Source organism: uncultured Oceanisphaera sp., from assembly GCF_947495715.1.
In the GTDB taxonomy this organism is placed as follows: Bacteria; Pseudomonadota; Gammaproteobacteria; order Enterobacterales; family Aeromonadaceae; genus Oceanimonas; species Oceanimonas sediminis.
This window is the reverse complement of record NZ_CANLZU010000007.1, coordinates 25,552-37,608: the sequence shown is the minus strand read 5'-3', so window position 1 is coordinate 37,608 and position 12,057 is coordinate 25,552. Positions and strand designations below refer to the sequence as shown.

General features: G+C 55.5%; 8 protein-coding genes. 4 read left to right on the top strand and 4 right to left on the bottom strand.

Features of this window, described 5'->3' with window-relative positions; translation table 11 throughout:
* Positions 1–194 precede the first annotated feature (194 nt).
* The 4 genes from dnaA to gyrB are packed head-to-tail and all read left to right on the top strand — an operon-like array spanning position 195 to position 6,222.
* Positions 195–1,589: a chromosomal replication initiator protein DnaA gene (dnaA, locus tag Q0753_RS05845; RefSeq protein WP_298718447.1), complete on the top strand. Its 1,395-nt coding sequence runs from the start codon at positions 195–197 to the stop codon at positions 1,587–1,589.
* A 13-nt stretch (positions 1,590–1,602) separates the two neighbouring features.
* Positions 1,603–2,706, top strand: a complete 1,104-nt coding sequence (gene dnaN / locus Q0753_RS05840) for a DNA polymerase III subunit beta (RefSeq protein WP_298718444.1) — start codon at positions 1,603–1,605, stop codon at positions 2,704–2,706.
* Positions 2,707–2,708: 2 nt separating this feature from the next.
* A complete protein-coding gene (recF, locus tag Q0753_RS05835) occupies positions 2,709–3,800 on the top strand; it encodes a DNA replication/repair protein RecF (protein WP_298718442.1) in 1,092 nt (363 codons plus the stop codon).
* Between the two features lie 4 nt (positions 3,801–3,804).
* Positions 3,805–6,222, top strand: a complete 2,418-nt coding sequence (gene gyrB, locus Q0753_RS05830; protein WP_298718440.1) for a DNA topoisomerase (ATP-hydrolyzing) subunit B — start codon at positions 3,805–3,807, stop codon at positions 6,220–6,222.
* Between the two features lie 173 nt (positions 6,223–6,395).
* Here gyrB and Q0753_RS05825 read toward each other — a convergent pair whose 3' ends face one another.
* From Q0753_RS05825 to Q0753_RS05810, 4 genes are all read right to left on the bottom strand, one after another.
* Positions 6,396–7,817: an aldehyde dehydrogenase family protein gene (locus Q0753_RS05825; RefSeq protein ID WP_298718438.1), complete on the bottom strand. Its 1,422-nt coding sequence runs from the start codon at positions 7,815–7,817 to the stop codon at positions 6,396–6,398.
* Between the two features lie 47 nt (positions 7,818–7,864).
* The gene (locus Q0753_RS05820) at positions 7,865–9,511 is read right to left on the bottom strand and encodes a BCCT family transporter (RefSeq protein WP_298718436.1); all 1,647 of its coding nucleotides are present in this window, start codon (positions 9,509–9,511) and stop codon (positions 7,865–7,867) included.
* Between the two features lie 119 nt (positions 9,512–9,630).
* Positions 9,631–10,596: an NAD(P)-dependent oxidoreductase gene (locus Q0753_RS05815; RefSeq protein WP_298718434.1), complete on the bottom strand. Its 966-nt coding sequence runs from the start codon at positions 10,594–10,596 to the stop codon at positions 9,631–9,633.
* Positions 10,597–10,969: 373 nt separating this feature from the next.
* Entirely contained in the window at positions 10,970–11,887 is a 918-nt protein-coding gene (locus tag Q0753_RS05810; RefSeq protein ID WP_298718432.1) for a LysR substrate-binding domain-containing protein, read from the bottom strand.
* Between the last annotated feature and the right edge of the window lie 170 nt (positions 11,888–12,057).

Sequence of the window (12,057 nt, the reverse complement as noted above, 5' to 3'; positions counted from 1 at the left end):
TTAGGCGGATCGGGCGATCCGCAATGGTGTGGGTAGCTTGTTTATAAATAGAAGGATCCTGTGCATGAAGTTGCAGTTATTCACAGATGTCAAGGATCATATTTTACAGGATCGAGACGATCCGGCTAGAGATCCGGACCCTTGATAAGTAGAATATCGGCCCCTTGATTGATCCCTTTGTTCCAGGAGTTCTGATGAGCGCTATGCTTTGGCAGCAGTGTCTTAACCGGCTACAAGATGAATTGCCTTCGGCAGAATTCAGTATGTGGATCCGGCCGCTGCAGGCGGAGCTGGGCGATAATACCCTGACCCTGTTTGCCCCCAATCGTTTCGTACTCGACTGGGTGCGGGACAAGTATCTGCTGCGGATCAACGGCCTGTTGAGCGAATTTTGTGGCAGCAACTGCCCGCAGATGAAGTTCGAGGTGGGCAAAAAGCGTACGCCAGTCAACCTGATGACCAGCAGCAGTAACAGCGGCAGCAGTGCCAACAGTGGCAAGGCGCAGAATCGGGTGCAGAACACCCCCTCCTGGATCGAGCAGGCCGACGATCGGCCGCAGATCACCTACAAGAGCAACATGAATCCCAACTATACCTTCGACAACTTCGTCGAGGGTAAGTCGAACCAGCTGGCCCGGGCCGCAGCCCGTCAGGTTGCCGACAATCCGGGCGGTGCCTACAACCCGCTGTTTCTGTATGGCGGCACCGGCCTGGGTAAGACTCACCTGCTGCATGCGGTGGGTAACGGCATTCGCGCCCGCAAGGCCGATGCCAAGGTCATCTACATGCATTCCGAGCGCTTCGTGCAGGACATGGTCAAGGCGTTGCAGAATAACGCCATCGAAGAATTCAAACGCTATTACCGCAGCGTGGATGCGCTGCTGATCGATGACATTCAGTTCTTCGCCAACAAGGAGCGCTCGCAGGAAGAATTCTTCCACACCTTCAATGCGCTGCTCGAAGGCAATCAGCAGATCATCCTCACCTCGGATCGTTATCCCAAAGAGATCAACGGCGTCGAAGACCGGCTCAAGTCCCGCTTCGGCTGGGGCCTGACGGTGGCGATCGAGCCACCGGAGCTGGAAACCCGGGTCGCGATCCTGATGCGCAAGGCCGACGAGAACAAGATGCGCCTGCCCGACGAGGTGGCCTTCTTTATCGCCAAGCGACTGAGATCCAACGTGCGTGAGTTGGAAGGGGCCCTGAACCGGGTCATGGCCAACGCCAACTTTACCGGCCGGGCCATCAATATCGACTTCGTGCGCGAGGCGCTGCGAGACCTGCTGGCGCTGCAGGAAAAGCTGGTGACCATCGACAACATTCAGAAGACGGTCGCCGAATACTACAAGATAAAGCTGGCCGACCTGCTGTCCAAGCGCCGCTCCCGCTCGGTGGCGCGCCCGCGTCAGCTGGCCATGGCGCTGGCCAAGGAACTGACCAATCATTCTTTGCCCGAAATCGGCGATGCCTTCGGAGGCCGCGATCACACTACCGTGCTGCACGCCTGCCGAAAAATCGGCCAGCTCCGGGAAGAGAGTCATGATATAAAGGAAGATTATTCCAATCTTATCCGCACCCTGTCTTCCTGAATCGGAGAACCCCATGCAGTTTACCATCAGCCGCGAAGCGATACTGCGACCCCTGCAATTGGTATCCAGTGCCCTGGGGGGCCGCCCCAATCTGCCGATCCTCAACAATATTCTGCTCAGCGTCGAGAACGACGCCCTGTCGATGACCGGTACCGACACCGAAGTCGAAATGGTGGCACGGGTCGAGCTGCAGGGCTCGGTAACTGCGGGTCGCACCACGGTGCCGGCGCGCAAGATGCTGGATATCTGCCGGGGTCTGCCCGATGGCGCCGAGCTGAAATTTACCCTGGAAGGCGAGCGGCTGATCCTGCGTTCCGGGCGCAGCCGTTTCAACCTGTCCACCCTGGCGGCGGAAGACTTTCCCAATATCGAAGAATGGAGCTCCGAGCTGGAATTCGATATCAACCAGCTGGCACTGAAGAAGCTGATTGAATCGACCCAGTTCTCGATGGCCATTCAGGACGTGCGCTATTACCTCAACGGCATGCTGTTTGAAACCGACGGCCAGTGGCTGCGCACCGTGGCCACCGACGGCCACCGTCTGGCCACCTGTCAGCGTCAGTTGCTGGCCGACGAGTTGCCGGCCCAGCAGGTGATAGTGCCGCGCAAGGGGGTGCTGGAGCTGGTCAAGCTGCTCGAGCACGAAGATCAGGATGTACGGCTGCAAATCGGCAAAAGCAACATTCGCGCGGTGACCTCCGGTTTTATCTTCACCTCCAAGCTGGTAGACGGTCGTTTCCCGGATTATCGCCGGGTGCTGCCGCGCGAGTGCGACAAGACCCTGATCTGCGGCCGTGAAGAACTGCGCCAGGCCTTTTCCCGGGCGGCGATTCTGTCGAACGAGAAATTCCGTGGCGTGCGGCTGAACATGAAGGATCAGGTGCTGAAAATCACCGCCAACAACCCGGAGCAGGAAGAAGCGGAAGAGGTGCTGGATGTGGATTACCAGGGCACGGATCTGGAAATCGGCTTCAACGTCTCCTATGTGCTGGACGTGCTCGGTACCCTCAAGTCCGACAAGGTCAAGGTCAGCCTCAAGGATGCCAGCAGCAGTGGTCTGGTCGAGGCGGAAGACAGCGGGGACGCCCTGTACGTGGTGATGCCGATGCGATTGTAAGCATGGCGCTGCTCAATCTACAGCTGAAGGACTTTCGCAATATCCCTCATGGCCGCCTGGTGCCGGCCGCCGGTATCAACCTGCTGGTGGGCGCCAATGGCAGCGGCAAGACCAGTATTCTGGAAGCCATTCATTATCTGGGCTTTGGCCGTTCCTTTCGCACTCACCTGACCGGGCGGGTCATTCGGCAGGGTGAACCGGCGTTCACGCTCTTTGCCCGAGTGCAGCAGCATGAAGACAGCCTGCCGGTGGGCCTGAGTAAAACCCGCGGTGGTGACACCCGTCTCAAGGTCGGTGGCCGTAGTGCCGAGCGATTAGCCGACCTGGCACACATTCTACCCATTCAGTTGATCCACCCGGAAGGGTATAATCTACTGACCGGTGGCCCCAAGTTGCGGCGGGCCTACCTGGATTGGGGGCTGTTTTATTCCAATGCCCGCTTTTTTACCGTCTGGGGACAGTACCGTCGGTTACTCAAGCAGCGCAATGCGCTGTTAAGACAGCAAAGACCCTATCGGGAACTGAGTTACTGGGATCGGCAACTGGTCGGCGTGGGTGAAGAGCTGAGTCTATTCAGGCAGCAATATGCCGAGGCTATCGAGCCGGTCATCCGTTTGATAGCGGCAGATTTTCTGCCTGAATACGATTTTTCGTTCGACTTTTTTCGTGGCTGGGACCGGCAGACAACGCTGGCCCAGGTACTGGAGCAGGGCCTTGAGCGGGATCTGGGGCTGGGCTATACCCAGTCCGGACCGCACAAGGCAGAGATCAGGATAAAGGCCCGGGGCATGCCGGTGCAGGATTTGCTGTCGCGCGGCCAGCTCAAGTTGCTGGTGTGCGCCATGCGGCTGGCCCAGGGCCTTTATCTGAAAACCCGGTCCGGACAGGACTGCATTTTTTTGATCGACGACTTTGCGTCTGAGCTGGATGAACACAAGCGTGCTTTACTGGCACACCGGTTAAGTGAACTGGGTGCCCAGGTATTTGTTTCCGCTATCGATGTGGCCCAGCTTAGTCAGATGATCACACGGGATAACAGCAAGCTGTTTCACGTGACACAGGGTGAAATCACCGAAACCCAGGAGTGCGAGTAAGCCAATGAGTGAACACACTTACGACTCTTCGAGTATTAAGGTATTAAAAGGTCTGGATGCGGTCCGGAAACGTCCGGGCATGTATATCGGCGACACAGACGATGGCACTGGCCTGCACCACATGGTGTTTGAGGTGGTGGATAACTCGATAGATGAGGCCCTGGCCGGGCACTGTAAAGACATTATCGTGACCATTCACGTGGATGGCTCTGTTTCCGTGTCCGATGATGGCCGGGGTATTCCGGTCGATATGCACGAAGAAGAAGGCCGCTCCGCCGCCGAGGTTATCCTTACTGTGCTGCACGCCGGCGGCAAGTTCGACGACAACTCCTACAAGGTGTCCGGCGGCCTGCACGGCGTGGGTGTGTCTGTGGTTAACGCCCTGTCCGAGACGCTGCAGCTGACCGTGTGGCGCAGCGGCAAGGTGCACGAACAGACCTACCGGCACGGTGAGCCCCAGGCGCCGCTGGTGGCGGTGGGTGATACCACCAAGTCGGGTACCCTGATCCGCTTCTGGCCCAGCCATGAGACCTTTACCAATACCGAATTTCATTTCGATATCCTGGCCAAGCGTCTGCGTGAGCTGTCGTTCCTGAACTCGGGCGTGTCCATTCGCCTGCTCGACGAGCGGGAGAACAAGGAAGTGCACTTCGAGTATGAAGGCGGCATTCAGGCCTTTGTCGAGTACCTCAACCGCAACAAGACGCCGATCCATCCCAAGGCGTTTCATTTCGTCTCAGATCGGGAAGACGGTATCTCGGTTGAAGTGTCGATGCAGTGGAACGACTCCTATCAGGAAAATATTTTCTGCTTTACCAACAATATCCCCCAGCGGGATGGCGGTACCCACCTGGCCGGTTTCCGGGCGGCGCTGACCCGTACCCTGAACAGCTTCATGGACAAGGAAGGCTACAGCAAGAAGGCCAAGACCTCGGCCTCCGGTGACGATGCCCGTGAAGGCCTGACGGCGGTGATTTCGGTCAAGGTACCGGATCCCAAGTTCTCGTCCCAGACCAAAGACAAGCTGGTGTCGTCCGAGGTGAAAACCGCGGTCGAGCAGGCCATGGGCGAGCGCCTGAGCGAGTTTCTGCTGGAAAACCCGGGTGACGCCAAGATAGTGGTCAACAAGATCATCGATGCGGCCCGGGCCCGGGAAGCGGCGCGCAAGGCACGCGACATGACCCGCCGCAAGGGCGCGCTGGATCTGGCCGGCCTGCCCGGCAAACTGGCTGACTGTCAGGAAAAAGACCCGGCGCTGTCCGAACTCTACATAGTGGAGGGTGACTCTGCGGGGGGCTCGGCCAAACAGGGCCGTAACCGCAAGAATCAGGCGATTCTGCCGCTCAAGGGTAAAATCCTGAACGTGGAAAAGGCACGTTTCGACAAGATGCTGTCTTCCCAGGAAGTCGCCACCCTGATCACCGCCCTGGGCTGTGGCATCGGCCGGGACGAATACAACCCCGACAAGATGCGTTACCACTACATCATCATCATGACCGATGCGGACGTGGATGGTGCGCACATCCGTACCCTGCTGCTGACCTTCTTCTACCGGCAGATGCCGGAAATTGTCGAGCGCGGCTACATCTATATCGCCCAGCCGCCGCTGTACAAGGTGAAGAAGGGCAAGCAGGAGCAGTACCTGAAAGACGAAGATGCCATGCTGCAGTACCAGACCAGTCTGGCACTGGACGGCGCCAGCCTGCATGTGAACGAGTCGGCTCCGGCCATCGGCGGCGAGCATCTCGAGAAGCTGGTCAACGACTACCGCAAGGTACAGATGCTGATCACCCGGTTGTCACGTCGGGCGCCCGAGCTGGTGCTCAACGAGCTGATTTATCAGCCCGAGCTGAGCCTGGAAGCCCTGACCGATGAGGAGCAGGTCAAGCGCTGGATCGCGGCCATCAACCAGTCGCTGGCAGACAGCAACACCAACGGTGCCGAGTATCTGCTGGACTATGACTTCTTCGAAGAGCGCAGCTGTTATCTGCCCAAGGTAAAAGTGCGTCAGCACGGCATAGAGCGGGCATTCCCGATCAGCTATGACTTCTTCGCCTCCGGCGAGTATCGCAGCATAGTGGCGCTGGGCAAGGGTATCGCCAACCTGATGGAAGAGGGCGGTTACGTCAAGCGGGGCGAGAAGACTAAGGCGGTGTCCAGCTTCGCCGAAGGCCTGGAATGGCTGATGCACGAGAGCAAGCGTGGCCTCTATGTTCAGCGTTACAAGGGGCTGGGCGAGATGAACCCGGATCAGCTGTGGGAAACCACCATGGATCCCGGCTCCCGTCGCATGCTGCAGGTGACCATCGAAGATGCCGTGGCCGCCGATCAGCTGTTCTCCACCCTGATGGGTGACCATGTAGAGCCGCGTCGCGAATTCATCGAGACCAACGCGCTCAAGGTCGCCAACCTGGATATCTGATCCGGTTCAATCTTTAGGGACTGTTCTTTCAGACAGGAAAATAAAAAAGCAGCTCTCGGAGCTGCTTTTTTTTCGTCGTTTTCAGATTTAAGGTGCGGCCACTGTTGCAAGGTAAAGGACACCTGTCCCATAGGTAGCTTATTGTGGGCTAAAACGAATACGGCAGTGCCATTCTATCCACAGATAATGGCTTTGGTTTCGACATATTCATGTAGCGCTTCTTTGCCCCATTCCCGGCCATTGCCTGACTGTTTGTAGCCGCCGAAGGGAGCATTCATATTGAAGTAGCTGCCCTGGATATAGCATTGGCCAGCCTGTAGCCGCCTCGCTATTTTCAGAGCGCTGACCTTGTCTTTGGCATAGACGCCGGACGAGAGGCCATACACGGAGTCATTTGCCATCTCGATCGCCTGTTCAATGTTGTCATAGGCCAACATACAGAGCACGGGGCCAAAAATTTCCTCACGGGCTATGCTCATCTCCTGGGTGACGTCGGCAAAGATGCTCGGCCTGACATAGGCGCCTTTCTCCAACCCTGTCGGCATGTCAGCCCCCCCTGCGATCAGTCGGGCTCCTTCATCAACGCCCTGACGGATAAACTGTAGTACCGTTTCCTGCTGGCGTTTGGACGCCAGTGGCCCCATGGTGACGGTTTCGTTTTGCGGGTCGCCAACTTTCTGTTCCTGAACAATATCCTGTGCCAGGCTGACCGCTTCCTGATAGCGACTGGCGGGCAGGTACATGCGAGTCAGGGCATTGCAGGTCTGGCCGCTATTGGTCATTACATCTTCGACGCCGTAGCGTATCGCTGCTGCCAGATCCGCATCTTCGGTGATAATCAGGGCCGATTTTCCACCCAGTTCCTGGCAGACCCGCTTGACTGTCGGCGCGGCAGCGGTGGCTACCTGAATGCCTGCCGCAGTGGAGCCGGTAAACGACACCATATCGACCTGTGGATGGTTGGACATCAAGGGGCCGATTTCACGACCGGAACCAAACACCAGATTGAATACACCGGCTGGCAAACCCACCTTGTGGAATATTTCCGCCATGATGAGATCCTGCAGCGGTGTCTGTTCGGCCGGTTTGGCGATGATGGTACAGCCGGCGGCCAGGGCGGGGGCAACCTTGCCGATTAATTGATGCAGGGGATAGTTCCAGGGATTGATAAAGGCGCAGACTCCGACGGCTTCCTTCAGAATAAGCACTTCACCGCGTTCTTCCACCTGATCCATGATATGGGCCTGACTGGCGTAATAGCGCATCCCTTCAATGGCTGCATCTACATGGAGATCCCCGGCGAGATGGCGTGGGCAGCCCATGGTTTCCATGTGGGCATCGATCAGATCCTGATAACGATTTTCCATTTCGCAGGCAACTGCCAACATCAACTCTGCGCGGTGCTGAGCCGTAGTCGCCGACCAGCCGGGCAGTGCATGACGGGCGGCTGAGACGGCGGCATTGACATCAACTTTGTCTCCCTTTGGTATGGAGACACAGGTCTGTTCGGTGGCCGGGTTGGTTACCAGGACTGTGTCGTTGCCGTGCGCTTTCTGCCATTGCCCATTGATATAGAGTGAATCAATTACTTTCATGAGATGACTCCTGAAGTCTTAATTGGTTTTCTCGAGTGTATTCATGCTCAGCGTTCAATTGTTGCCGAGGGCTGCAGTTGCATATTGGTCGTCGGTGCCTTGTTAAACAGGGAATTGTCAGGTTCATCATTGCTGCTCATGCATACCTGTAAATCCTGTGTGGTCGGGCGTGTGGCCTGTGTACATCTGGCTATCATCAGCCACAGGGTAAACATGGAACCGAGCACAATCAGCAGACTGGGCAGCATACCGAGGTTGGCGAGGATCTTGACTCCCGTGATACCGGCGAACGAGGTCATCGACCAGGCGACGAAGCCGATGGTGCCAGCGATCATGACTTTCAGCCAGAAACTGGTCTTGGAAGTGGACGCCATGGTTTCATTTTCTTCACTGTCACTTTTCAGACAGAGTGCTGCGATGGCCTCGGTGCTGGAGTCGGCAGCGGTAACGAAGGAGACAAAGGTGATGATCAGGAAGGCAAAGGTGATGATGCCACTGAAGGGCAACTGGTCGAATATGTAATAGATGATACCTTCTACCCCGTTTTCATCCAGTATCTGCTTGACTGCGCCGCCGGACATTTCATCGAAGTACATGGACATGCCCCCGAAGATGGTCATCCAGGAAATGGAAAACAGGGCGGGGAATACCATGACGGTGAGGATAAACTGGCGCACCGTATAGCCGCGCGCTATGTGGCCGAGAAACAGGGCACTGACCGGCGCCCAGGTGAGCCACTGGGCCCAGTAGAAATTGGTCCACCATTTTGGCCACTCGTCATCACCCAACTCACCGGTAAAGAAGCTTTTCTGGAAAAAGTTGGTGGTGTAGTCACCGAAACCATCTACACCGGCCGACAATGAGTATCCGGTAGGGCCGACGACGATGACGAAGACAGCCAGCCCGATGAAAAACTTCACGTTGAGATCAGACAGGATACGAATGCCTTTCATCAGGCCGCTGACGGCAGAAACCACCACGGTGGCGATGATCAGGGCTGCAATAATAGCGAGTACCAGAGGAGAAGTGCCGACCCCGACAAATCTATTGAGGCCACCGGCCAGCGTCAGCAACCCCTGGCCCAGGCCGGAAGCGATACCGGTGATAACGGCAAAGAGTGCAATTGCATCGATCAGCTGGCCCCAGATACCCTGGGTAAAGCGGCCAAAAAGGGGTGACAGGAAGCCACCGATGGACTTTTCTTTTTTCAGGTTATAGAAGGACAGGGCAAATACCAGAGCCGGTATGGTATAGATGGCATAGGGGGTAAATGACCAGTGCAGAAACATGGTTGAGAAGGCAAACTTTCTTGCCTCGTCCGTATTCGGTGTAATACCCAATGACTCGGGCGGGCTGTAGACATGGTAAATCGGTTCGGCGGTAGACCAGAACAGTAAGCCGACGGCGATGGTCGTGCAGAGGGTGATGGAGAACCAGTTCAATTTGGAGAGTAATGGGGTGGCATTTTCTCCACCGATACGCACATGGCCGAGGGGCGAGAAGTAGGCGACGGCACAGGTTAAGACGAACAGGACGGAGCTGATACTGAGCAACCAGCCAAACTCGCCGACAACCCAGTTATTCATTTTCATGATAACGGCCTGGGAGGCTTCTTCATTGACGAGATTGGCGATAATACCGGTAAACAGGATGCCGAATGGCAGTATGAATGGAACTTTCCTTATTCTTTTCATGACTCTTCCCTATTTTTATTATGTTGCACATTACATCTAACAGGGTGTTACCGCTATTTTCAGCGTGTTTTCGGGGCGGAGACGACCGCCCCGGTTAGCACTAAAGGGGTTAACGGTGTTCAGCCGTGATGGCGGCCCGCAACGATGATCTCATAGCCCGCTTCTTCTGGTTCATCATCGACCATTTCAGCCGGGAAGCCGTGTCCCAGCACCTGGAGATCGCAGGCCTGTTCCAGGCGTTTGATGATATTGGGAGAAAACTCTCGCGGCCCGAAGCGGTTCTGACCATCTTTGAAGATATTCAGCAGTACCGGGGATATTTCCAGTGGCACCTCATTGCGTTTGCCCAGTTCATTGAACAGACCTACATCCTTGACCACCAAATCCATGGTGAAGCTGATATCACGGCTGCCATTGAGGATGACCTGGGATTCGGTTTCGTGTACGAAGGAGTTTCCGGAAGAAGCCTTGATGGCTTCGTAGGTGACGTTCATATCCATACCCAGTTTCTTGGCGACCACGAAGGCTTCTGCCAATGCTCCCAGATGGACGGTGCAGAGATAGTTGGTCACTACCTTGAGGGTCGAAGCGGAACCCAGAGGGCCCGTATGCAGGATACGGCGGCCCATGGTAGTCAGTACCGGCAGTACTTTTTCGAAAGTGGCGCGTTCACAGCCAGCGAAAATAGAGATGTTGCCGGTGGCTGCTCTATGGCAGCCACCCGAAACCGGGCAGTCTACCGGCATGGCGCCTTTTGCTTCCACCAGCGCCCCTATACGCTTGATTTCGGATTCGTCGGTAGTACTCATTTCCAGCCAGATCTTGCCTTCGCTCAAGCCGGCCAGAATGCCGTCTTCCGCTTCCATCACCTGGGAGCAGGCCTCGGGCGAGGGAAGGCAGGTGACAATAATATCTACCTTTTTTGCCAGCTCTTTGGGTGAGCCGGCACTGGAGGCGCCCCGATCGATGAACTGACTCACCAAACCCGGATCCAGATCCCGCACGGTCACATCATAACCATTACGCAGCAAGCTGCCGGCCAGTTTGCCACCGACATTCCCCAAACCGATAAATCCAATCTTCATAATCGATCCTTATATATCCAATTAAATGTTGTAAAAAAGTCCGTGATTTATCTACCCACAACCGTGCTGGAGCCCTGCTGGTTGATGGATGAATGTTAAAATTCAAACAAATAATTAACAATTGAATTAAATCTAACCGGTTATTAACTTTTCCTTAAATGACGGCTGATCTGGCAAGGCGGTTTTTATAAGGTTTTGATTTTTATGAGTTGTATGGGGTTGGGTGGCAAGAATTGTATGAGGAAAGGAGGAGCCGGCTGCATCCGGCCATTGAGCAGGGAAATTCCATCAACACAAGGGGGAAGGCCGGCGAGCTCGATGCAGATCGGAGCGGCATCCTACATCACATGGTCGCCATGTTTTGGCTGGTGCGTTAGCAATCGGTTTGTAAATGGCGTGTTTCTTCTGTTAGCCAGTCTAAAAAAGCATTGATGTGTTGCAATCTTGGGGTATCTCTACGGTAGATTACCCCCCAGTGCCCCAGGAGCAGTTTATGTCCGAATGGCTGTACCAGGCTGCCCTGTTGCAGCTCCCTCTGTGCAAAAGGTCCATTGGTCAGTACCACGCCTTCATGATTCAGAGCCATCTCCAGGGCACTTGCCAGTGTATCCACGGTCAATGGTCGATTCAGCTTGTCGAAACCGATACCGGCGGAACCCAGCCACATTTCCCAGTACTGCTCTTCGGTATGAACCGATATCAGTGGCAGTTCCATGATGCTTTTGGCACTAGCCGGGCTATTCAGCCTGTTCAGTAACTCAGGAGTGCAGGTAGGAATTAACTGGTAGGGAAACAGTGGGTGCCAGCAAAACTCCTCTTCCGGTGGTCTCTCGAGAAAGATGATTCCCACATCTTCATGTTCATCGTCGAATTGCCAGCTGGCGCTGCCGTCCAGCTTGATCTGAATATCGGGATGACGCTGCTGAAAGCGGGAAATTCTGGGAGCCAGCCAGCGAATGGCTGCGGTGACATAGGTCTGTATACGCAGGGGCATGGGCTCGTTTATGTTATTGCTGAGGGCTTCCACCCCTTTTCTCACCTCACTGAGTGCTTGCAGAGCGTAGGGATAGAGTGTCTTTCCTGCATCTGTCAGGATCAGTTTTCTGCCTACCCGTAAAAACAGATCAACTCCCAGACTCTGCTCCAGAGACTGTATTTGATGGGTAATGGCCGGCGGTGTGATATGCAATTCTTCGGCAGCCCTGGAGGCACTGTTCAAACGCGCGGTAGACTCGAAGCCCTTGAGGGAATTCAGGGGTGGGAGACGACGGAAGTGAAGGTGTTTCGACATATGCTAATCCTGAGCCTGCTGTCCATGGGCCAATAAGATAACCCGAATGGACTGACCGAATCTGCAGCAGGGTTCTCAATAGGAAGCTGCCGAGGGAGACTCGGTTTCCGATTCCGTTACCCATATTAAAAATCCTGCCAATCGAGGGCTAGCCCGATTGGCAGGATGTG

What these genes read in the sequence shown, in the direction of transcription:
- dnaA (WP_298718447.1), top strand. Translation starts at nt 195, where the DNA reads ATGAGCGCTATGCTTTGGCAGCAGTGTCTTAACCGGCTACAAGATGAA.
- dnaN (WP_298718444.1), top strand. Translation starts at nt 1,603, where the DNA reads ATGCAGTTTACCATCAGCCGCGAAGCGATACTGCGACCCCTGCAATTG.
- recF (WP_298718442.1), top strand. Translation starts at nt 2,709, where the DNA reads ATGGCGCTGCTCAATCTACAGCTGAAGGACTTTCGCAATATCCCTCAT.
- gyrB (WP_298718440.1), top strand. Translation starts at nt 3,805, where the DNA reads ATGAGTGAACACACTTACGACTCTTCGAGTATTAAGGTATTAAAAGGT.
- Q0753_RS05825 (WP_298718438.1), bottom strand. Translation starts at nt 7,817, where the DNA reads ATGAAAGTAATTGATTCACTCTATATCAATGGGCAATGGCAGAAAGCG.
- Q0753_RS05820 (WP_298718436.1), bottom strand. Translation starts at nt 9,511, where the DNA reads ATGAAAAGAATAAGGAAAGTTCCATTCATACTGCCATTCGGCATCCTG.
- Q0753_RS05815 (WP_298718434.1), bottom strand. Translation starts at nt 10,596, where the DNA reads ATGAAGATTGGATTTATCGGTTTGGGGAATGTCGGTGGCAAACTGGCC.
- Q0753_RS05810 (WP_298718432.1), bottom strand. Translation starts at nt 11,887, where the DNA reads ATGTCGAAACACCTTCACTTCCGTCGTCTCCCACCCCTGAATTCCCTC.